Here is a 22,452-nt window from a genome sequence, read left to right as displayed (position 1 = left end):
TATTCCTAAAAATTTGAGAACAATTTAAATTAATGCTTATTGACGTGACGATAAGCTATTTATGTAAATATATAGTAAGTATACAATTGTAAAACAGTTAATATAGGTTACATTAAAATTTAGTTATAAATTTTGCAATTTATTTTGAATAAAATCTAAAAGACGTTTGCGCGAAAAAAATATGTGGTTTAAATACCACTCTAAATTTGGTTGAATTACTGAAGTTTTATGTAAGTATTTAATTTGCAATTGTATTTTTTCATCATAATAATTTCTAATATTATAATCAGTAAATTATTATTAATATTTATGTACAAATATATAAAATATTTTAAGATTAAACAAAAGCAAATTTGTAATTTCAAAATTTACTAACTTTTTTTGTAAATTAATGATTCAAATGTAAAAAAATTAGAGTAAATTAGCATGAATGACGTTGAAAAATTTTATAAAAATCATGGGGCTGGTGCTCAAGATGCAGCCCAGAGTTATCATTCTTACTATTTTTTATTGCTTTTACTGAGAATGGAAGTTGGGGAAAAAATTGGATTCGAAGTTAAAGAAGATATACATATTCAAAAAGCAGATGGTACTACTGAATTTATTCAAATCAAACATACAATACAAAAAGCGGCACAAGGAAATTCAGTTAATCTTACTACCCTTGATAAGGACTTATGGAAAACATTATTAAATTGGTTAAATCTAATCCAATTACCAAATTTTGAAAATCTTGAAAAGTGTAAATTTATTTTGATAACAAATAAGGAAGAAAAAGAAAATAAATTTCAAGATGCCTTAAAGGCTTTTAAATCAAAAGAAGATAACGATACACAAATATTTTTAAACAAGATTAGTTCTATTTCTACAAATAACCCAGAAATAGCAAATTGTATTACGGAATTTAAAAAATTATCATCAAGCAATTTAAGACTATTTCTTAATAATTTGAATATTGAAACTGGAAATAATGATGTAATAAAAAAAATAAAAGATGAAATCTTAAAAAAATGCATGAATGATAAATATACTGAAACTATTTTTAATTCCTTTTGTTCTCAACTTCAAGAGAAAAAATATAGTCAAATTTGTTCTGAAGGAAAATATGAAATAAGTTTTAATGATTTTTTAAAAGATTTTGGTCAGTGTATGAGAATAATGTATAAAAACTGTCCATTACCTGAAAGAAGATTGGAAATGGATCTTCTAGACAATTTAGAAAGCCAGATATTTATTCAACAATTACTGGATATAGGAGATATTTATCAAGATGATTCTGACGAAATAAGAGACTTTACATTCCAAAAACTTCATACAATAAATATATTATCAGATTGGATTGAAAATAAAGAAATATACCAATTTGATTTGGATATGTTTGAAGAAAATATTATGGGTACTTGGAGAAACGTCTCTAAAGAAAAATATAGGGAAATTAAAAAAAAGATTAATGAAGGATGTTTAATAAAAGATTTAGAAGAAGATATTAAGTCTTTAGCGATTGGTATTCTTGATGAATTAAGAAAAAAACAAATGACTGTACCAGGTAATACTTTTCCTCTTAGTATTTATACAAGTAATGGTTATTTATATTTACTTTCAGATGAATTAAAAATAGGTTGGCATTATGACTGGAAAAATAGGTATAAAAATTTATGAAAAAATTATATTACATTTATAATAATGAAGCTATTGCTACCACGGTTTTAATGTCTGTTATTAACAAGTTAAAACGCATGGATATTGCTTCAGCCCCTTTAGTTTTACCATTTTTGTTAGATAATCGCATTGTTAATCATTTATTAAAAGATGAAGCTAACTATGAAAATATAGAACAATTTATCCAATCTAAACGTTTATATTTTACTTCGTTTAATAACAGATTTCTCTCATTGTTGCCTGTTACTGTTAATTCGTTAATGATTCTTCAAAAAAGTAATGTCATTAATATAACAGATTCGATAACAATCAATAAAGAATTTGAATTTAATGTTAATGAATTAGGATTAAGATTCACAAAAATTGAACATGTTATACCTAAATTTGTTGCATTGATTAAAAATTATTCCCTTTCTGATTTATATTTTATATTTAGAATACAATTATGAACTTTATACTACTCGAAATTAAACTTTGGTTTAAAAATGACACTTCAGAACCGAAAAGCTATTTTTTTGAAAAAAATAAAGTTAATGTTATAACTGGAGCTTCAAGCACAGGTAAATCAACTATCTGGCGCATTGTTGATTATTGTTTACTATCTGGTATAACACAAATTGCAGATAAAATTGCTAATGCTGTCTCATGGTTTGGTATTACTTTTATCATCAATGAGCAAGAAATTTCAATAGCTCGAGGTTCTCCTGAAAAAAGTATAGTTTCTCAAGATGTATATTTTGGGTTAGGCCCTTTGCCTGAAATGCCGTCGAGTAATCAGACTATTTCACAAGTTAAATCACGCTTGAATAAATTATTTAATTTTTCTGGTGAATTAAAACAAGCTTATAACAATTTATTATGTTATAGGCATTTTTTAATTTTCTGCTCTTTAACAGAAAAAGTCATTGCTCAACCAGATAGATATTTTGATCTACATTTTTTTAAAGATGATTTTAAAAACAGTACTACCGGTAAAATGTTAAATCAAATATTTGAATTAATCATAGGTGCTGATAACACTGAAATAAAAGCAACAAATAAAGCTGGAAAAGGAATAGCAAGAGAAATTAAGCAAATTAAAGCCGACATTCAAGAAAGGGAGAAAAAAATTATAGATTTTAAAGCTAAAGTTAAATTTTTAATAGAAGAATCAAAAAAATATAATTTTATTGATTTGTCACAATCGTTTGAAAATGAAGATGAAGCAATATTATTTATTGAGCAAGTTATTAGTACCGCCAAAAATATGGCAGAGGGTAAGTATATATTTAATGAAGAAAATGAAAAGCTTAATCAACAAAAGAATGATATTGAACTAGAAATAGCGAAGTTGAAAAGATATAAGCGTGAATATAATCGGTATCAAGAAAACTTAAAAAAATCAGCAGATAGTTTGCAGCCTATTAAGTTTTTATATGAGAATTTATCAAATCAACTAGTCCAATCTCATGAAACACAAAAATTTTTACAAACTTTACGAGATTCTTTTTACTCTATTAAAAATAATATAAATCAGCAAATTTCACCCTTAGATGTTTCTGAGGATTTAAAGAAATTTGATGAGCAATTAATCAAAATAAATAAAGAAATTACAGAAAAAAATGAATCAGCAGATAAATTTCAGTTTAATCATACTAATTATATCAATATTGGTAATATAGAAGGTAGATTAAAATCTATTTTAACAGCTGAAGAAATTAAAAAAATTGAAAGTGAATTAATTGATAGCTCAAATCGATTAAAAATATTAAATGAACAGAAAAAAACATTATCTTCACAATCTGATACTGTTCAATTTGAATGTATAAAATTGGAAAAAATAAAATCATTTAATGAAACTGCACAAAAAGTGTATGATCAGCTTAATAAAGATACTGAATACAAAGGATATTGTGTAGCTTTAAATGAAGAAAACTTGATGTTAGATATTTTTCCACCAAATATGTCAGCATTTTTGCCTATAAGCGAAATAGGAAGTCAGGCTAATTATGTGTTTTTGCATTTATGCATGTTTTTGGCATTGCATATGCATATGGCCAAAATGAATCTTCATTATGTTCCACAAATTATATTTATTGATCAACCTAGCACTCCTTTTTTACGTTATGAAAAAGATCAAAAAATGTTGAACATAATATTTAAGGTACTTAATTCTTTTATTGATATAATGGTTAATGAAAATAAAAATTCGTTTCAAATAATTTTGACTGATCATGCACTAGCAAGTGATTGGGATAAATTACCGAATTTTAAATTAATTGCTGAATTTATTGATGGAAATGCTCTTATACCAAATGAGCTCTTATAAAAATGGTTAAATCTATGCCGAAATTTGTTCTTGGAAATATCAGCAGATTAATAATACACAGTATAGGCAATAAAAGTACTGCAGACGGTGTGCGGCTGTGTGATGAGTTAAGTAATTATGAAAATGTGGAAGAAACACTTAATAAGTTAATCACTTCCAATTTTAAATTTGATGAATTGTATCAGTTTCATTTTTTTCCCGATTTGGCGCTCAATCCGGTTTATACCATTATCAAAGCCATGTTTGAGTATACTGATATTGATGATTTTATTAATCAGTCTAAAAATATGGGGCGTTATTTGTATGAAAAAAGTAACCATCCGCAAATTAAGGCCGGAGAATTGAGTGTATTTAATCTCGCTGATTGTACGGTTGATGATGAAATAGTCGATTGTATCGGTATTTTTAAATCAGAAAACAAACAGAAAATTCTGAAGGTTGAGGACAAACAGACTGGTTATGATTTGGCGGATATTGAGGGGTTAAGTATTCATAAGCTAGATAAGGGGTGTCTGATTTTTAATTTGCATAAAGAGCAGGGTTATCTGGTAGCTATTGTGGATAACACCAACCGGCGTGCGGAAGCCAAATACTGGACTGATGATTTTCTAAGTATTAGACCCATTAACAACGACTATCATCAGACAACTCATATTATGGAATCAGCTAAGCAATTTATTGCTCAAACCATAGATGCTGATGATGAGGCCAGTAAATCAGAAAAAATCGGATTGCTGAATAGGTCTGTTGATTATTTTAAAAATAATGAACAGTTCGATTTGCAGCAATTTGAGCAGGAGGTATTTGCGCAAGATGATTTGATTCAAAAATATCAGGATTTTAGTCAGAATTATGCGCAGGAAAATCAGTTGGAACCCGTCAGAAACTTTGATATTTCTCCGAAAGCTGTAAAAAAGCAGGAGAAATATTTTAAAAGTGTAGTGAAGCTGGATAAAAACTTTCATATCTATATACACGGTGGTAAGGATATGATTGAAAAAGGACGAGATGACGATGGACGTAAATTTTACAAAATTTATTATCAGGAAGAAAACTGATGCTTAAAAAAATTAGTGACGTTGCTGCTTTGCTGGGTTTCTTATAATGTTTTTAGCGGTATAGAAAACGGTAAAAGATATAATTCTACTTGCTAAGTATTTAATAAATTTATAAAATTTGAATAAATTTGGTCCCGCCGACAGGAATCGAACCTGTATCGCACGCTTAGGAGGCATGTGTTCTATCCGTTGAACTACGGCGAGACTTGTACAATGAAGGGCTATAGTCAAAAGCGGCTATAGCCCGCTATTTTATGAGATTCGGGCTAAAGATGCCAATGCTAAATCGCGCATAGCTTGCGTGGTTTCATTAGCCGGTAAATCATTTAGGCAGCTTACGGCTTTATCTATCGCTTTTTTGGCTTGCGCAGTGCAATAGGCCAGCGCATCTGAATTCAGTACATGGTCGTGAATTTTGTCGAAGTAGCTGCGGTCGGCATGTTCCAGTGCGTGGCGCACATCGGCTGCGGCAGCAGGGCTGCCTTGGTTGAGCAGGTAAATCAGGGGTAGGGTAGGTTTACCTTCGGCCAGATCATCGCCGACATTTTTGCCGATGGTGTCTACATCACCGGTGTAATCCAGTACATCATCAATAATCTGGAAGGCAGTGCCCAGATAGGTACCGTAGTTTTTTAGTGCCGATTCTTGTTTAGCGCTGGCGCCGGCCAATATGGCGCCCACTTGTGCTGCCGCCTGAAACAATTTGGCGGTTTTGTATTCAATTACTTGAATATACTGCTCTTCGGTGACGTCAATATTGCCGATATTCATCAGCTGCATCACTTCACCTTCGGCGATGATGTTGGTGGCTTCAGCCATGACTTCCAGTATACGCAGGCTACCGGAACCTACCATCAGCTGAAAGGCGCGGGTATAGAGAAAGTCGCCTACCAGTACGGCGGCGGCATTGCCAAAAAGATTGTTGGCAGTTTCACGGCCGCGGCGCAGATCGCTTTCATCTACTACATCGTCGTGCAGCAGGGTAGAAGTGTGAATAAATTCCACCATGGCAGCAAGGGAAAATAGTGGGTCTTTATCATAGCCCAGTGCCTTGCCGGACAAAATGGTGATAATCGGCCGCAAGCGTTTGCCGCCGGCGCTAATTATATACTGGCCAATTTGGGAGATAAGTACGACTTCGGATTCGACTGCACGGTTGATGACAGCGTTAACGCGGCTTAGGTCTTCAGGTAGGTGTTTTTGGAAATAGGGCAGGTTTTCGAGCATGTGTATGTGTTTCTGCAACGTATTTTGGTGGTGTGTTTTAATCGAAATGTGCTGTTTGCTACTGAGCACTATTGCTTAGTATTATACTTGAAATTAATTTTGGGGATAGAAAAGTTAGATTGGGTAAATTCTGATGATTTCTTGCTTAGGGAGAATTCGGATAAATTGGGCTGGAACTGAAGCCAGCTAATGCTGTCTAGATCAATCAGGGTATGTTTATTAATTATTTTCTGAGTAGAGTTTTCATTTATCTATCTGTTTTCCTAAGAAAGTAATAGGATTTGTGAGTTGTGATTAAAATTAATTTATTTCAACGCTGAATATTTTTTGTTGGCTTTGGTTGTGAGTGAGATTAGATAAATCAATCTTGCTATAGGACTGTATATCTTTTGTATATGTAGTTTGAACGTTTTTGTATTAGGTTTTGTTTTATGCTGGCGTGAAGGAAAGGAAGCTTTTTATTGATTTTATGTTTTTGGTATTGGTTGGCTACGTGGAATATATAAATTTTTTTAAATTACGGGCTGGCTGGTTGGATTTTTTATGGTTGTGTTAATCAGACAATTTTTTTGTTTCTTTAAATAAAAAGTTTACAACATATATTAAAAAATGTATTGTAATCAATGAGTTTATTTAAACTCTTTACTTTAGCCAAAGGAGTATCATTGTGAAAAAATCTGTGTTAACTGTTTTGGGTATTTTAAGTTTAAGTGTTGCTTCTTTTTCTTGTTATGCAGGTAATCCACCTGACAAGGGTGGTGTGCATATCAGTTTGTTTAAATCACCTTCTATCGCTAATCCGATTGTTAAATTACCGCCTTCAAAGTGGCTGCCATGTGATTTATTGAGAGTTAATTGGTGTGCTTTCAAAAATGGTCCGACAAAAGTTATCGACCCTCTGGAACCTCAGCCGCCTGTGGCCTATTAATTTTGTCGGTGGCATAAATTTTTAGAAATTGAAATCTTAAATACATCTTTCTTTTTGATTGGAAAGATGTATTTTTTGTTTCTTCTGTGCTTACAGCAGTTTTTCTGTAGGTATCGATAGGTTTAACGAGGGCCAACTGACGTTTCTTTTGACCATTTTGCTATGAAATTCTGAGCTAACATAGTTTGCTGTGCGGTGATTAATCAAGGCTTTAAGAATAAAAGAATTTAGTTTTACTCAATTGCTTATAATTCATTTTAAAAGCAATCTTTTTGCGGTTGCTTTAGGTGCTTGTTTATTCAGTTGGTGTTTATTTCTTTTAAAATTTTAGTTAATAACGGTTGCTGGTTTTTGTCACTGCTTTATGATTGGTAATACTATGTATTATGGTTTACTGAAACCTGCTGCGGTAGCCATCTTCTGCGCTTATACAACGTTGTTATTGTTTTGACAGTTAATTCCGTGGTTGTTATAATCGCCAATTCCGTTTTGTGCGGAAATTTAGTTTTTGTTTTTTAATTGAATTCCTATTGGAGTTGAGTATGTACGCGGTCGTAAAAACCGGCGGTAAACAGTATAAAGTTTCCGTTGGCGAAAAATTAAAAGTAGAACAGATACCAGCAGAACTCGACAGCCAGATCGAACTGAATGAAGTTTTGATGATTGCTGACGGTGAAGCGGTGAAGGTGGGTACGCCTTTTATTGAAGGCGCTAAAGTAACCGCTAAAGTGGTTGCACATGGCCGTCACGATAAAGTACGCATTTTCAAGATGCGTCGTCGTAAACACTATCAGAAACGTCAGGGCCACCGCCAGAATTTTACCCAGATTGAAATCGTGGCGATTGCCTAATTGAGTGAAGGAATAACAGAATGGCACACAAAAAAGCAGGCGGTAGCTCCCGCAACGGTCGTGATTCAGAAGCCAAACGCTTGGGCGTTAAAGCCTTTGGTAATGAGCTGATTCCGGCTGGTTCTATTATTGTTCGTCAGCGTGGTACTCGTTTTCACGCCGGTGAAAACGTAGGTATGGGCAAAGATCACACTCTATTCGCGAAAGTGGATGGTTATGTGGAATTTGCTGTGAAAGGCGCGTTGAACCGTAAAACCGTAAGTGTGCGTCCTTATACTGGCGCAGACGAGTAAGTTTTTACAGCTATCAAGCCCTGCCTGTCTGGCAGGGCTTTTTTGTTGGGACGCAGCAGGGGATTTACAGCTAGCGCTATTCTGCTGGAGTTTGGTTATAATCGTGTGACGACGCTAGCCCTGAGACATGTGGTTTTGGCCTGAGCATAAATATTGCAGACTGAGAACGTTATGAAGTTTATTGATGAAGCAAAAATTGAGGTAGTTGCCGGCCGTGGCGGCAATGGTGCAGCCAGCTTCCGGCGCGAAAAATTTGTGCCTAAGGGTGGACCGGATGGTGGTGATGGCGGTAAAGGCGGTAGCGTCTGGGCTGTGGCAGATGAGAATATCAATACGCTGGTTGAATATCGTTTTGTTAAACGCTATCAGGCTAAAAATGGTGAAAAAGGCCATGGTTCTGACCGTTATGGGCGTGGTGCCGATGATATTGAGCTAAAAATGCCGGTGGGAACGCTGATTCGTGATGCGGATACGGAGCAGGTGGTGGCTGATTTAACTCATCATGGCCAAAGGGTATGCCTAGCTAAAGGGGGTAAAGGTGGCTTAGGAAATATTCATTTCAAATCTTCAGTTAACCGTGCGCCAAAGCAGGCGACGCCGGGGGAAGAGGGTGAGGCACGCAGTTTGCTGCTGGAATTGAAAGTGCTGGCTGATGTGGGCTTGCTGGGTATGCCCAATGCGGGTAAATCCACTTTAATCAGTGCGGTTTCAGCAGCGCGTCCGAAGGTAGCCGATTATCCATTTACTACATTACATCCGAATCTGGGCGTGGTGCGTAGTGATGATAATCATAGTTTTGTGATGGCTGATATTCCAGGTTTGATTGAAGGTGCGGCTGAGGGGGCTGGTCTGGGCCACCGTTTTTTGAAACATCTCTCGCGTACTGGTTTGTTGCTGCACGTGGTGGATCTGGCTCCATTTGATGATGGAGTGAATCCAGCAGCCGAAGCGCTGGCGATTGTAGAAGAGCTGCGCCGTTTTGATGAAGCATTGCATGATAAGCCGCGCTGGCTGGTGTTGAATAAAATCGATATGCTGGCTGAAGATGAACGGTCAGCACGGGTGGCGCAATTTCTTGCTGATATTGGCTGGGATTATCCGCAGCCGGATGATGAGTATGAATTTGACCTGTCTGTGCCGCGGGTATTTGAAATCAGTGCTTTGGCACATCAGGGCACTCAGGAGTTAGTGCAGACTATTCAGCGGTATCTGGATACGCGGCATAAATTACAAGCAGAGTTACAGGATTCAGATGAGGCTGTAACTGAGATTATGCCATCTAATAATTTAATCCAGCCGGAATGACTTCGCCATAATTGCAAAAAGCCACCTGTTGCAGGTGGCTTTTTTATGGAATTTGTTTTGTATGAAGAAAATGTATGTTTATCTTGTCTGCTTTTTAGCAGTACGGCGGCCTAGCAAGCGGTATGCAAATTGAAGAATTAAAACGCTGATAAGAGCCATTACGGCTGCCATGGATATCTGTTCTATATTGTAGCTGATGGATTTGATGGGTGTAACGGTATGTGCTGTTGCTTGATAGATTGCAATGGTCATGCTGCGGTTGGTACGCAGGCTAGTGCGTATCTGCTGATGTTGGGCTGATTGCTCGATGATTGTGTATTTGAAGGTATCGTTGTCATTTTTCTGTTTGCTGCCTTCTGTGTTTTTGGCCAAAAAAGATGTGCCGGCCAATGGGTGCTGCTGAATATAGGAATAGGGTAAGGCTAGAAATGAACCATCTGGATTAAATGCAGCAATGGTTAAATCAGAATGCCACGGTTTGTGGTTGCTGGCAGTGCGGCTATCTATTGTGGCTAGGATAAAGATATACAGAATACAGAAACCACAGAATAATATTAATTTAAGTATGCGCTGTTTCAACTGGCGCGGACGTTTCTGGGTTGTGGAAGAATGGGTTGCGGAATGAGGCTGGTTATTCATGATGTGCTGTATTACTGTGGTTTATCTGGAGCTGGCCGTAAGCTTGACTGTGATCTGAGTGGTGATTTTACCTAATTTCTGACTGTGCTGAAGCTGAATTTTATTTGTGGTTTGGTGAAACCTATAGTCTGGAGCGGACAGTATTGATTGTAGGTTTTTGTGTTTTTTATGCTCGAATTGAGTTTATTTTTTTATGGTACGGTACTTTTTGGGGTAATGGTAGCTTGCTGCTTTTGTAATTATGAGTATAAAGGGTATTTGAGTTTTAACATGAAAATTATTATCATTAATTTTGGATAATTTTTTTTAGGGCAATATATGAGTGAACAATACGATGTAGCTGAACTTCAGGCAGCAGTCACGCGGCTACAGCAACTGGATTCTCTGGTACTGGCTACGGTAGGGCAGGATGGTGAACCGCATGCAAGTTATGCACCTTTTGCCGAGCATGATGGCTATCTGTATGTTCTGTTGTCCGGTCTGGCTTTGCATACACAGAATTTGCAACAGCAACAGCAGGCAAATGTTCTGCTAATAGAAGATGAAGCTTCTGCGCGCAATATTTTTGCACGTGCACGTATGAATTATGCTGCCGCTGTGACGACTGTTGAAAAAGATACTACTGAGGGTATTGCCGCTTTGGAGGCAATGAAGACCAAGCTGGGCAATACTGTTGATGTGCTTAGTGGGCTGCCAGATTTTATGCTGTTCCGGTTGCGGCTGGAAAAGGCACGGCTGGTAACTGGTTTTGGACGTGCTTTTGTGTTTACGCCAGGTGATGTGGCTGGTGCCGTGCAGTTAACGGAAAAGAATGCGAAAACAGTGTGATACTTTTGTACGTGGCTATTGGCCGGTAAAGAAAGATAAAATCCCGTACAATAGCTGTTTTCTGCGGATATACCGGAGCTGCGTGCATGTGGTGTTGGCCTAAACGAATATGGGTAATTATTCATACGGTATACGTATTTGGTTTGCTGGATTTGGTGCAGCCACATATTCGACCGTTATGGTTGCAAAAACTGGCACGCTGGTTTCCGCGCGGACGCCAGTACCGGCAAGAGTTGCCTGCGGTAAGATTGCGTTTGGCGCTGGAGAGTCTGGGGCCAATATTTGTAAAGTTTGGGCAGGTTTTATCAACTCGTCCGGATTTGCTACCTGCTGATTACGCGCGTGAGCTGTCATTATTGCAGGATCGAGTGCCGCCTTTTGACAGTGATGTGGCCATTAAAGTGATTGAAGCAGAACTGGGTAAGCCACTGGATGCAATTTATGCCCGCTTCAATCCGCAGCCAGTTGCCAGTGCTTCTATTGCGCAGGTGCATGAGGCTAATTTGTTTGCTGCTGATGGCGGGGTAGGCCAGAAAGTGGCAGTTAAAGTATTACGTCCGAACATAGCGCCAGTAATTGATCAGGATTTAGCCCTAATGGCAGTGGGCGCACGCTGGGTAGAGTGGTTGTTTGCTGATGGCAAGCGATTGAAACCTCGGGAGGTGGTGGCAGAATTTCAAAATTATCTGCATGATGAGTTGGATCTGATGCGCGAGGCTGCTAATGCCAGTCTGCTCGGGCGCCAGTTTACTGACAGTTCGATGCTGATTATCCCTGCAGTTTATTATGATTATTGTGCCCGCCGTGTCCTAACTATTGAGTGGATGGATGGTATTCCGGTAGCGTGTTTAGACAGGTTGCGTGAAAAAAATATTGATTTACATCAGCTTGCCCGTTATGGTGTGGAAATTTTCTTTACTCAAGTTTTTGATAACGGCTTTTTTCATGCAGATATGCATCCGGGTAATATTATGGTGGCGGATGATGGTCGTTACATCGCTTTGGACTTTGGTATTGTCGGTACGCTGACTGATTACGATAAACGCTATCTGGCGATTAATTTTCTTGCTTTTTTTAATCGGGATTATCATCGTGTGGCAACAGCGCATGTGGAATCCGGTTGGGTACCGCCTGACACCAGAGTGGAAGAGCTGGAAGCAGCGGTACGTGCGGTATGTGAACCGATTTTTAATAAGCCGCTGGCTGAGATTTCTTTTGGGATGGTGCTGATGCGCCTATTTGAGACCAGCCGCCGCTTTAATGTGGAGATTCAGCCGCAACTGGTGTTACTACAAAAGACTTTACTGAATATTGAGGGCTTGGGACGGCAGCTTGATCCAGAGTTAGATTTATGGGCAACTGCTAAACCTTTTCTGACACGTTGGATGCATAATCAGATTGGTATAAAGGCTTTGTGGAAAACGCTGCGACAGGAAGCCCCGGATTGGGCACAGATGCTGCCGGCGCTACCGCGCAAGCTGAATGCGTTGGTGGATGAAAAGCGCCAGTTGGAATGGCGTGATGCTTATGTTCATCTGCTGCGCACGCAGCGGCAGCAGAACTTCTGGCTTGCAGTGATTGCGTTGGTTCTGCTGGCTGTGTTTGTGTTTAAGTGATTTGTGTGCGCCTCAATTAATTGTTGGTGCAGTTTTTATATTGTTGAGATTGTGAAATCTGCTTATAGTTATAGGACTTGATGGTGTGGATTTCAGCAAAGTATTCTGTTTGTTTTTCGCTGCGACCTGTCCGCAGTAGATTATCTGTAAAGGAGTAGCCTTGTGTCGCGTATGTATCCTTATCCTTTGATTGCAAAGGAAGGCTGGCCGTTTATTATCGGCAGTCTCGTGCTGAGCATATTAACAGTTGTCTGGTGCGGCTGGTGGTCGCTGCCATTATGGGTAATCACAGTATTTGTGGTGCAGTTTTTTCGAGATCCGGCACGTGATATTCCTGCAGATCCTGAAGATGTGCTGAGTCCGGCGGATGGACGTATTGTTGTGGTAGAAAAAACCTCTGATCCGTATCGAGAAGTGAATGCGCTGAAAATCAGTGTGTTTATGAATGTATTTAATGTCCACTCCAATCGCAGTCCGATTGATGGCAAGGTAGAACGGGTTGATTATTTCAAAGGTAGTTTTCTGAATGCGGCAGTGGATAAAGCCAGTGTGCAGAATGAGCGTAATGCGGTACTGGCGGTCACAAAGACAGGCCGGCCGGTAACTTTTGTGCAGGTGGCTGGGCTGGTAGCACGGCGTATTCTGTGTTATGTGCATGCCCATGATTTATTGCACCGTGGCGACCGTTATGGTTTTATCCGCTTTGGTTCGCGTGTGGATGTGTATCTGCCCGAAGATGCTACACCGCTGGTGGCCATCGGGGATAAGGTTCGTGCCAGCAGTACAGTATTGGCTAAGTTGCCGTTAGCGGCACCTGAGGAAGGTTCGGATGTAGCAGAAAGACAGGGTGCTGAACAAAATACGGGAGAGCAGGCTGATATGGTGAAAGATGCGACCACTAAGGCTGCTGCGGCAGCACAGCATGTTTTGTCTCAGGAATGATGTTATTAATGGTTAGACAGGCTGTCTGTTCTTTACGGGTTCAGGCAGCCTGTTGTTGTACAAACGCTAGTCTATGAAAGAATTATCTAAAGCCAGTTTATCTGCTCGACTAGAACCTGAACGAGTGCTGCTGGTGGGTATGTTGCTGGACAAAGATTTTCCGGTTACGGCTGAGCGCCGAACCAGTCTCTTTGAAGCAGCGCTAGATGAGGCGCAGGAGTTGGTACGAGCTACCGGAGCAGAACTGGTGGCTGTGGTGCCATGCAGACGTCAGCATGCAAATGCTGCATTGTTTGTAGGTAAAGGCAAGGCAGAAGAACTGGCTCAGCAGGTAGTTGAGACGGAAGCTAATCTGGTTGTCTTTAATCATGCTCTGACACCGACACAGGAGCGTAATCTGGAAAGATTGCTGCAATGTCGGGTGTTAGATCGCGTTGGTTTGATTCTGGCTATTTTTGCTCGACGGGCACAAAGTCAAGAAGGGCGCCTGCAGGTTGAGCTGGCGCAGCTGGTGCATTTATCCAGCAGGCTGGTACGTGGTTACGGACATTTGCAGAGTCAGCGTGGTGGTATAGGACTGCGCGGGCCGGGGGAAACTCGTCTGGAAACAGACCGACGCCTGATTAGGCAGAAAATCACGCGCTTGCGCCATGAGTTGCAGCGAGTTCGACAGCAGCGGGCTACGCAACGTAAAAGTCGGAATCAAGGAAAATTACCGCTTTTTGCGTTGGTCGGTTATACAAATGTGGGCAAGTCCAGCTTATTTAACCGTCTAACTAAAGCGCAAGTGGTGGCAGAGGATCAGTTGTTTGCGACGCTGGATAATACGGTGCGTCGCTTGTATCTGAATGAGCAGATCAGTGTGCTTTTATCGGATACTGTTGGTTTTGTTCGCGATTTGCCACATGGTCTGGTGGCTGCATTTGCGGCAACGCTTGAAGAAACAGCTCTGGCTGATGTGCTGCTGCATGTGGTGGATGTAACGCATCCTGAGTTCGAACGCCAAATCGACGATGTAAATACTGTATTGACGGAAATTGATGCAGCAAACATACCACAATTGATTATTTATAATAAAATTGACAGACTGGCTGCAGAACAGCGGCCGAAGGGAATAGTACGCGACATTCGCGGGCGCCCTCAGGCTGTATATATTTCGGTACAGGATGGTAGCGGATTAGTTGATTTGCGTATGGCTATGATAGAACTGGCTAGTCTGAAGCATACACCACATCATGAACAGGACGGGTTAATGAAGCCTGTCGAGGATATAACTAAATATGACACAACAAGCTGATGTAATGAAATCTAACCGTCCAAATCGGCCGTACCGACGCCGCCTGCGTGATAATAGCATTTATCTATTGCCCAATGCGTTTACTTTAGCCGCACTGTTTGCCGCTTTTTACGCGATTACTCAGTCTATGCATGGGCATTATGAAATTGCAGCGATTGCTGTTTTTATTTCCATGCTGCTGGACGGTATGGATGGACGGGTAGCGCGTCTCACCAATAGCCAGAGTGCATTTGGCGAACAACTAGACAGTCTGGCCGATATGGTGAGTTTTGGTGTGGCTCCAGCACTTATTGCTTATAAATGGCAATTATTCCATTTTGGTAAAATTGGCTATTCGGTAGCATTTATCTATTGTGCCTGCGCTGCTTTGCGTTTGGCTTTATTTAATACATTGATAGGTAAAGTGAGCAAGAAGTGGTTTATCGGAATCCCTAGTCCGACGGCTGCTGCACTAGTAATTGGCCTGATTTGGGTAAGTCATACTTTTCAAGGACTGCCTCATTTGGACTGGTTATGTCTGATTATTACTTTGTTTGGCGGTTTATCCATGGTGGCGCAGATTCCTTTTTGGTCGTTTAAAGAAATTAATGCCTATCGTAAGGTACCCTTTTTTGTAATGATTTTGGCGGTGATTGCATTGCTGGTAGTGACGTGGGAACCATCAGTAGTGCTGTTTGCCTTTTTCTTGCTTTATAGTTTGTCTGGTTATGTGATGTTTATCTGGCGCTTACTGACGAAACGCAAGATTCAGCCTGAATCGTGATAAAAAATAATTTACTAAGGGAACAACAATAAGCTTGGTGTATTCGAAATAAAGGAGGATAGCTATGGCTGTTAATCTGGCCGTGCCAAATGATAGGCAGGTTCTAGCCATTGATGGTGTACAGGTCTTTGTGGGACAAGCGGGTGTTAAAAAGCCCGATCATGATGATTTAACCCTGATAGTACTGAATGGCGTCAACAGCATCGGCGCTGTTTTCACTCAAAACCGTTTCTGTGCTGCACCGGTACAAATTGCTAAGCAGCATCTGGCTACGGATACAGGTGTGCGTGCGCTGGTGATTAATACGGGTAATGCCAATGCAGGCACTGGCCGGCAGGGTTTGGCCGATGCTGAATTTATCTGTGAAAAAGTGGCTCAACAAATTGGCTGTGCAGCAGCACAAGTGCTGCCGTTTTCAACTGGCGTGATTCTAGAACCATTACCGGTAGACAGGATCGTGGCGGCACTACCTAAAGTGAAAGTTGTACACTGGCCGCAGGCAGCAGCGGCGATTATGACCACCGATACCGTTCCCAAAATGGCCAGCCGTACAGTCTCTATAGATGGACATAAAGTACATTTCACCGGCATTGCCAAAGGTTCGGGCATGATTCATCCGAACATGGCTACAATGCTGGGATTTGTGTTTACCGATGCTGATATCGCTCAGCCATTGTTGCAGCAGATGGTGGCTGAAGTAGCAAATACTTCTTTTAATGCCATAACGGTAGATGGAGATACTTCTACCAATGATAGTTTTGTGGTGGTAGCTACCGGAAAAACTGAACTTGGCCGGATCGACTCTGAAGCCAGCAAGGATTATGCTGCAATTAAAACGGTACTGGCTGATGTAGCACTGGAGCTGGCGCAGGCTATCGTACGTGATGGTGAGGGTGCATCCAAATTTATTACTATTGATGTGCGTCATGCGTTAACGGAGGATGAAGCCCGTCAGGTGGGTTATGCAGTAGCCCGTTCACCGCTGGTAAAAACAGCCTTTTACGCCAGTGATCCTAATCTTGGTCGTATCTTGTGTGCCATTGGTTATGCCGGTATTACTGATCTTGATGTTAGCGCTATTAAAGTGTATTTAGGTGATGTATTGGTAGCCGAAAAAGGTGGGCGCGCCTCAAGCTACACTGAAGAAGCCGGACAACAAGTTATGGCACAGGACGAAATAACGGTAACAATTGATTTGGCTCGTGGTGAAGCTCAAGCTAAGATTTATACTTGTGATTTATCTAAAGAGTATGTGGCCATTAATGCGGATTACCGCAGTTAAATATAATGTATGTAATATTCTAGCCATCAAGCCGATATAACATCAGCTTGATGGCTGTTTATTTATTTTTGTACGGCAGTAATTTTGATTTCTACTTTCCATTGCGTATTGGCCAGTGCGGCCTGCACACAGGCTCGTGCCGGTGTGTGGCCAGGGACCACCCATTTATCCCATGCTTGATTCATACCTGCATAATCCTGTAAATCATTCAAGTAGATCACGGCTTCACATATATGTTGTTTGTCGCTGCCACAGGCGGCAAGGATACTGTCAATCTGTGCCAGTACGTTGGCAGTCTGGGCGGTGATATCTGCTTCTTCATTCGTGGGTACTTGTCCGGCCAGAAATATCAGACCATTGGCAATGGTAGCTTCAGCAAGGCGGTCACCGCTCTGGTAAAATTTGATACTCATATACAGGTTCCTGATGAAGGTAAATAAATGATGTTAGCACAGTTATTTTGGTCTGAAAGGATGCGGTGTACGGATGAGTAAAAGTAAATTTCCAGTCACGCCTGCAATTCGTTTTCTGCGCGACCATCAGATACCATATGAACCAATGGAGTATGCTTACGTTGAGCATGGAGGGACAGCACAATCTGCTTTGGCGCTTAATGTGGACGAGCATGCAGTAATTAAAACCATTGTTCTGCAAAATGAGCAGAAACAGGGACTGATTGTACTGATGCATGGTGACCGGCATATTTCTACACGTCAGCTGGCACGAGAGCTCAGCATGAAACATATCGAACCGGCCAGTCCCCAGCAGGCCAGTAAATGGACTGGATATCTGGTAGGTGGTACCAGTCCGTTTGGTAATAAGGCGGGTTTACCGATATATGTTGAAGAGAGTATCTATGCTTTGCCACTGATTTATATAAATGGCGGCAAACGCGGATTTCTTGTAAAAATACAGCCACAGTATTTGGCTTGTCTGCAACCACAATCGGTGCACGTGGCTACAGAAACAGAATAAATATTAATTAGTATACGGGCCAAACCGAATAATGGTCTGGCCTGTGCGTTCTACTACAAGTGAACATTTATTTCAGTTGTCCACGCTGATAAGAATCATTAAAAGGCTTGAAGTTGTGGTCGTGAAGTTTCTGAGCAGCATCAGCCAACCAGTTTGTATTGCGGAGCAATACCCTTCCCTCCATAATCAGGTCGGCCTGTTTGGTTTGCAATATATATTCTGCTAAATCCGGACTATCCAGTAAGCCCACTGTTGCCACTGGGATTCCAACTACTTGCTTCATAGCGGTAGCAAACGGTGTTTGATAGCCGCCGTGTAAAGGTAAATCAGGAGCGTAATCCATTACACCACCGGTAGATACATCAATTACATCTATGCCGTCACGTTCTAACCACTGGCCTATTTGCTGCCAGTCGGCAATTGTGTTTTGCTGACCACTTTGGTCGTAGTCTGATAAAGACAGACGTACCCATAGTGAACCAGAAAAATGCGCACGGATATCGGTAACAATTTCATGCAATAAACGATATCGATTGGCTAAAGAACCACCATAGTCATCGCTTCGATGATTACTCAATGGCGATAGAAATTCACTGATTAGATAGCCATGTGCGGCATGGATTTCAATCACATCTACGCCGGCTTGCAGTGCTCGCCGAGCTGATGCAATAAAGTCAGTACGGATTTGTTTGATTTCGTCCTGAGTAATTGCCTTTGGAATTTTGGAGCTAGAATTAAAGGCAATGGGACTGGGTGCAAGTGGCTGGAGTGCATCTTCGGCTTTGCGTCCGGCATGAGCCAGCTGTACACCAACTTTACTGCCCAGATAATGTAACGAATCCACCAAATGAGTGAATTTTTCAGTCTGCTTATCATCCCACAAACCTAAATCATGTTTGGTGATACGTCCTTCAGGCTGTACTGCAGTGGCTTCAATCATAATCAGGCCTACATTAGCAATGGCTCGTGCTCCATAATGAGCAAAATGAAACGGCGTGACAATGCCATCTTCTTTTTTAACTTCATACATGCACATTGGTGCCATAACAACGCGGTTTTTCAGCGACAATTGGCCAATGGTAATAGGGGATAACAAGATTGACATTATGTTTTCCTTTTTTAAGTTCTTACATGAGCGTGATTTTCTGGAACTGTTTGTCTGTAGCCATATTTAGATAGGGTTAAAATCCAGTTTATAAATGGTTATAAAAATCACAGCTTATTAATTGATGTATCTGTTTTATCAGAGTTATGATTTAAGTAATTGATATAATTTAATAAAAAATTTTCCTAATACAGTATTTTTCCAATTCGTGCTTGCTAAGAATGCTTAAATTATTTATTGCTATAATTTATGGCACAAATCGCCATATCTAAAACCGAGCCAGTCAACATCAATATTTTTTCCAAAAGCAATCACTTTAAATAATTCGCCCATTTCCTGTGTATCAAGAAGGGTATGACAGGCCGCTGCTGCCTTTATATACGCTGTTTCATCCGGCAGGCCTGTTTGTGCTAAAAGTTCGGTAATACCTAGATTCAGCAGAAAAGTTGCCTGAGTGGTATAGCCAATTAAATCGAGCTTATTTTCTACCCCAGCATCGGCTATGTGGGTGAAATTAACATGCGCGGTTAGATCAGTTAGGCCGGGATAATAAAAAGGATCATGGATGGTGTGATGGCGATAATGGCCGATTAAAGTGCCTTGCCGTCGCTGCGGATGGTAATACTGCGCCGCATCGAAACCATAATCTATCCAAATCATGGCGCCACGGTGCAGTTTCTGCGCCAGAGTGATCACAAAAGCATGTTGTTGCGGATGCAGTTCAGACTGATACATTTCGCTAGTGACAGGAAAAGTTTCCATTACCTGTTGCTTTATCTGCTGATTTTTGACGGGCTGAAGAGACCAGCACAAACGGTTATCCTGCCAGCTCACGCCCATTTCTTCTATTTGATTTCCCACACGCTGATATATCGGTACCGGCATGGCATCTAATACCTCATTGCCGAGCAAAATGCCATCAAACTGTGCCGGTAAACAGCTTAAATGAACAACTTTATCGGCCAAATCAGGGATATGGGTCCGAATATATGTGCGCTGACGCTCGGCCAGCTCGGCGGATAGTTCAATGATGTAGTAATGCTTAAGTTGTCCACTATCTAATGCAGTCAGTACAGAAGTAGCTAGATGGCCAGTACCAGCTCCAAATTCGTAAATATTGCCAGCCGTTTGTGGCAATAGTGCATTTAATTGCTGTGCTAGTGTATGACCAAAAAGCGGAGTCAGTATGGGAGCAGTAATAAAATCGCCATCTTGTCCAAATTTCTGTGCACCGCCGGTGTAATAACCATAAGCCGGTGTGTACAGTGCCATCTGCATGTAATCAGCAAAAGACAGCCAACCACCCTGCTGGTTTATTTTCTGCTGAATTAGAGAAGTAAGTGTTGCAGAGCTAGCTGCAGCAACTTTATCCGGGATAGGTAAATTATCCATAGGTTATATGGTGAATATGTAAACATAAGAGCATTATAAACGCTCCCTTCAGCCTGTGCTGTCTTGCATCAATATGCTTAAACGGCACAATGGTTAGGGTTTAGAAGAATAGTTAATTAATGTATTGAATTAGATGATTTTTTCAATAAATAGTGGTTTTTCTGAGTGGCTAAAATTTGACTTGATTGCATTGACCCTGCAAGCAAAATTGACTTATAGTGTGAATAAGTGTGTAAAGGTGTGGCAAAGTGGGGGATAATCCCGAATCACTCAACTGGAGCTAATAATGTTTGGCGGCGCGTATGAATTAAGTATAGACAGCAAAGGGCGACTGGCAATACCAGCTAAGTTTCGCGACTTGCTGGCGCGTCATTTCACTCCAGTACTGGTGGCTACGCTTGAAAAGCGCACACATTTATTACTTTATCCTGAATCATCATGGCGAAGTGTAGAGGCGCAGCTTTTGCAGCTACCGGTGGCGGGTAACAGGGTATTGCAGGCTTATCAGAATTTGCTCTTGCATAATGCAGACACTATGGAACTGGATAGTGCAGGCAGAGTTTTGTTGCCGGCGCATCTGCGTCGGTTGGTGAATTTTGAGCGTGAAGTATATGTTGTAGGTCGTGCTAATCGCATCGAAGTATGGGGTAGGGCACTGTGGGAAGAACAAAATAATGCCGCATTGGATATGGATGAAGACATGCTGGCAGCAGAGCTGGGCAAGACCCAGCTGCAATTATGAATAAATCAATGAGTAATGGCGGCCACATAACAGTGCTGCTGAATGAAGCAGTTGCTGCTTTACATGTGAAACCTAACGGTGTCTATGTTGACGGAACTTTTGGCCGTGGCGGCCATTCGCGCCAGATACTGTCGCAGCTGGGAAATAATGGCAGGCTGGTGGTGTTTGACAAGGATCCACAGGCAATAGCTGTGGCGAGGCAGCTGGCACAGCAGGATAATCGGGTACAGGTAGTACATGAAGGCTTTTCAGCGTTAAACAGCTCACTGAAGCAGTTGGGTATCGACAAGATTAACGGAGCGCTGTTTGATTTGGGGATTTCATCCCCGCAAATTGATGAAGCAGAGAGAGGCTTTAGTTTTCGCTTCGATGCACCGTTGGATATGCGCATGGATACCACACGCGGGCAATCGGCTGCAGAATGGCTGGAGGTGGCTGAGGAGCAGGCGATACACGAGGTAATTAAAAATTATGGTGAAGAACGGTTTAGTCGCCAGATTGCACGGGCAATTGTGGCACAGAGAGAAGAGAAGCCAATTACCACAACCGGCCAGCTGGCGCGTCTCGTCGCACAAGTCGTCCGTACTCGTGAGCGCGCACAGGATCCGGCCACACGTACCTTCCAGGCCATTCGCATCTTTATTAACCGTGAACTGGAAGAAATAAGCGGGGTGCTGCCACAGGCAATGGAACGCCTGAATACTGGTGGCCGGCTGGCAGTGATTTCATTCCATTCACTTGAAGATAGAATTGTAAAACATTTTATGCAACAAAATAGTCGGCCAGCGCCTCTGCCACGCTGGGCTGTGCTTAAGGAAGCGGAGCGTGAACAGCCTCCGCTACGTCTGATTGGTAAAGCGCAGAAGCCTGCTGCTGCTGAAATTGCAGCTAATCCACGCGCCCGTTCGGCAGTATTGCGTGTAGCAGAACGTAGTTGATGGAAAAGATTTATGGTTGATTGGCTATGAATAAAATCAACATTATTTTGCTGGTATTAGTACTGGCTTCAGCTTTTGCTGTTGTAACAGTACAAGATCGTTCGCGCCAGTTTTTTATAGCGTTGGATAAGGCTCAAAAAGGGGAGAGTCTTTTAAATGAAGATTTCAGCCGGCTGAAATTGGCACAGGCGCGGCTATCCAATCATCAGCTGATTCAGGACGCTTCAGCACGCCAGAATCTGCATTCACCATCATTGGCCGAGACACGGATGCTGGCTGCTCCGCGGCCTGTTAAATGATGAAA

23 protein-coding genes and 1 tRNA gene are annotated in these 22,452 nt (G+C 41.0%); 18 read left to right on the top strand and 6 right to left on the bottom strand.

Annotated features, from left to right (window positions below):
• The first annotated feature begins 426 nt into the window (after positions 1-426).
• Genes J3U75_RS04065 through J3U75_RS04050 form a run of 4 tightly spaced genes read left to right on the top strand, consistent with a single transcriptional unit; the run spans position 427 to position 5,025 of the window.
• Positions 427-1,659, top strand: a complete 1,233-nt coding sequence (locus J3U75_RS04065) for an ABC-three component system protein (RefSeq protein ID WP_267390656.1) — start codon at positions 427-429, stop codon at positions 1,657-1,659.
• Entirely contained in the window at positions 1,656-2,108 is a 453-nt protein-coding gene (locus J3U75_RS04060; protein WP_267390655.1) for a three component ABC system middle component, read from the top strand. Before J3U75_RS04065 ends, J3U75_RS04060 begins: the two co-directional genes overlap by 4 nt.
• Positions 2,105-3,967 (top strand): DUF3732 domain-containing protein, encoded by a 1,863-nt coding sequence (locus J3U75_RS04055; RefSeq protein WP_267390654.1) that lies wholly within the window; start codon positions 2,105-2,107, stop codon positions 3,965-3,967. Before J3U75_RS04060 ends, J3U75_RS04055 begins: the two co-directional genes overlap by 4 nt.
• 14 nt (positions 3,968-3,981) lie before the next feature.
• On the top strand, positions 3,982-5,025 hold the full coding sequence (locus J3U75_RS04050) for a nucleoid-associated protein (RefSeq protein ID WP_267390653.1): 1,044 nt from the start codon (positions 3,982-3,984) through the stop codon (positions 5,023-5,025).
• Between the two features lie 129 nt (positions 5,026-5,154).
• On the opposite strand, the gene J3U75_RS04045 is transcribed toward J3U75_RS04050, so the two are convergent.
• A tRNA-Arg gene (locus tag J3U75_RS04045) sits at positions 5,155-5,229 on the bottom strand.
• A 48-nt stretch (positions 5,230-5,277) separates the two neighbouring features.
• Positions 5,278-6,252, bottom strand: a complete 975-nt coding sequence (locus tag J3U75_RS04040) for a polyprenyl synthetase family protein (protein ID WP_267390652.1) — start codon at positions 6,250-6,252, stop codon at positions 5,278-5,280.
• A 667-nt stretch (positions 6,253-6,919) separates the two neighbouring features.
• Between J3U75_RS04040 and J3U75_RS04035 the strand changes: the two genes are divergently transcribed.
• From J3U75_RS04035 to obgE, 4 genes are all read left to right on the top strand, one after another.
• The gene (locus J3U75_RS04035) at positions 6,920-7,180 is read left to right on the top strand and encodes a hypothetical protein (RefSeq protein ID WP_100140407.1); all 261 of its coding nucleotides are present in this window, start codon (positions 6,920-6,922) and stop codon (positions 7,178-7,180) included.
• A 542-nt stretch (positions 7,181-7,722) separates the two neighbouring features.
• A complete protein-coding gene (gene rplU, locus J3U75_RS04030; protein WP_267390650.1) occupies positions 7,723-8,031 on the top strand; it encodes a 50S ribosomal protein L21 in 309 nt (102 codons plus the stop codon).
• 20 nt (positions 8,032-8,051) lie between these two features.
• Positions 8,052-8,324: a 50S ribosomal protein L27 gene (rpmA, locus tag J3U75_RS04025; protein ID WP_025331257.1), complete on the top strand. Its 273-nt coding sequence runs from the start codon at positions 8,052-8,054 to the stop codon at positions 8,322-8,324.
• Positions 8,325-8,495: 171 nt separating this feature from the next.
• Positions 8,496-9,629, top strand: coding sequence for a GTPase ObgE (gene obgE / locus J3U75_RS04020; RefSeq protein WP_267390645.1), 1,134 nt, complete (start codon positions 8,496-8,498; stop codon positions 9,627-9,629).
• Between the two features lie 78 nt (positions 9,630-9,707).
• Here the strand turns inward: obgE and J3U75_RS04015 are convergent, their stop codons facing one another.
• Positions 9,708-10,268 (bottom strand): hypothetical protein, encoded by a 561-nt coding sequence (locus J3U75_RS04015; protein ID WP_267390644.1) that lies wholly within the window; start codon positions 10,266-10,268, stop codon positions 9,708-9,710.
• Between the two features lie 318 nt (positions 10,269-10,586).
• Here J3U75_RS04015 and J3U75_RS04010 point away from each other — a divergent pair, with 318 nt between their 5' ends.
• From J3U75_RS04010 to argJ, 6 genes are all read left to right on the top strand, one after another.
• Positions 10,587-11,096: a HugZ family protein gene (locus J3U75_RS04010; protein ID WP_267390643.1), complete on the top strand. Its 510-nt coding sequence runs from the start codon at positions 10,587-10,589 to the stop codon at positions 11,094-11,096.
• Positions 11,097-11,182: 86 nt separating this feature from the next.
• The gene (ubiB, locus tag J3U75_RS04005; protein ID WP_267390642.1) at positions 11,183-12,712 is read left to right on the top strand and encodes a ubiquinone biosynthesis regulatory protein kinase UbiB; all 1,530 of its coding nucleotides are present in this window, start codon (positions 11,183-11,185) and stop codon (positions 12,710-12,712) included.
• 162 nt (positions 12,713-12,874) lie between these two features.
• Complete coding sequence (locus J3U75_RS04000) at positions 12,875-13,654, top strand: phosphatidylserine decarboxylase (protein WP_267390640.1); 780 nt, start codon at positions 12,875-12,877, stop codon at positions 13,652-13,654.
• Between the two features lie 73 nt (positions 13,655-13,727).
• Positions 13,728-14,951 (top strand): GTPase HflX, encoded by a 1,224-nt coding sequence (gene hflX / locus J3U75_RS03995; RefSeq protein ID WP_267390639.1) that lies wholly within the window; start codon positions 13,728-13,730, stop codon positions 14,949-14,951.
• A gap of 4 nt (positions 14,952-14,955) precedes the next feature.
• Complete coding sequence (gene pssA / locus J3U75_RS03990; RefSeq protein ID WP_267390777.1) at positions 14,956-15,714, top strand: CDP-diacylglycerol--serine O-phosphatidyltransferase; 759 nt, start codon at positions 14,956-14,958, stop codon at positions 15,712-15,714.
• 64 nt (positions 15,715-15,778) lie between these two features.
• Positions 15,779-16,996, top strand: coding sequence for a bifunctional glutamate N-acetyltransferase/amino-acid acetyltransferase ArgJ (argJ, locus tag J3U75_RS03985; RefSeq protein ID WP_267390638.1), 1,218 nt, complete (start codon positions 15,779-15,781; stop codon positions 16,994-16,996).
• A gap of 62 nt (positions 16,997-17,058) precedes the next feature.
• Here argJ and J3U75_RS03980 read toward each other — a convergent pair whose 3' ends face one another.
• Positions 17,059-17,409: a RidA family protein gene (locus J3U75_RS03980; RefSeq protein ID WP_267390637.1), complete on the bottom strand. Its 351-nt coding sequence runs from the start codon at positions 17,407-17,409 to the stop codon at positions 17,059-17,061.
• A gap of 73 nt (positions 17,410-17,482) precedes the next feature.
• Here J3U75_RS03980 and ybaK point away from each other — a divergent pair, with 73 nt between their 5' ends.
• Positions 17,483-17,971 carry a Cys-tRNA(Pro) deacylase gene (gene ybaK, locus J3U75_RS03975; protein ID WP_267390636.1) on the top strand — a complete coding sequence of 163 codons (489 nt, stop codon included), beginning with the start codon at positions 17,483-17,485 and terminating at the stop codon, positions 17,969-17,971.
• Between the two features lie 67 nt (positions 17,972-18,038).
• Here ybaK and J3U75_RS03970 read toward each other — a convergent pair whose 3' ends face one another.
• On the bottom strand, positions 18,039-19,076 hold the full coding sequence (locus tag J3U75_RS03970; protein ID WP_267390635.1) for an oxidoreductase: 1,038 nt from the start codon (positions 19,074-19,076) through the stop codon (positions 18,039-18,041).
• Between the two features lie 240 nt (positions 19,077-19,316).
• Positions 19,317-20,468, bottom strand: coding sequence for a class I SAM-dependent methyltransferase (locus J3U75_RS03965; RefSeq protein WP_267390634.1), 1,152 nt, complete (start codon positions 20,466-20,468; stop codon positions 19,317-19,319).
• A gap of 286 nt (positions 20,469-20,754) precedes the next feature.
• Between J3U75_RS03965 and mraZ the strand changes: the two genes are divergently transcribed.
• From mraZ to ftsL, 3 genes are read left to right on the top strand one after another with little or no spacing between them, the layout of a single operon-like run.
• Complete coding sequence (mraZ, locus tag J3U75_RS03960; RefSeq protein WP_037404983.1) at positions 20,755-21,210, top strand: division/cell wall cluster transcriptional repressor MraZ; 456 nt, start codon at positions 20,755-20,757, stop codon at positions 21,208-21,210.
• The gene (gene rsmH, locus J3U75_RS03955; protein ID WP_267390632.1) at positions 21,207-22,148 is read left to right on the top strand and encodes a 16S rRNA (cytosine(1402)-N(4))-methyltransferase RsmH; all 942 of its coding nucleotides are present in this window, start codon (positions 21,207-21,209) and stop codon (positions 22,146-22,148) included. Before mraZ ends, rsmH begins: the two co-directional genes overlap by 4 nt.
• 26 nt (positions 22,149-22,174) lie before the next feature.
• Positions 22,175-22,447 (top strand): cell division protein FtsL, encoded by a 273-nt coding sequence (gene ftsL / locus J3U75_RS03950; RefSeq protein WP_100140393.1) that lies wholly within the window; start codon positions 22,175-22,177, stop codon positions 22,445-22,447.
• Positions 22,448-22,452: the final 5 nt, after the last annotated feature.

It is taken from the genome of Snodgrassella sp. B3088 (genome assembly GCF_026535815.1).
GTDB classification, from domain to species: Bacteria; Pseudomonadota; Gammaproteobacteria; order Burkholderiales; family Neisseriaceae; genus Snodgrassella; species Snodgrassella alvi_E.
The sequence above is the reverse complement of the archived record's forward strand: the minus strand, read 5'-3'. Positions and strand labels throughout refer to the sequence as shown.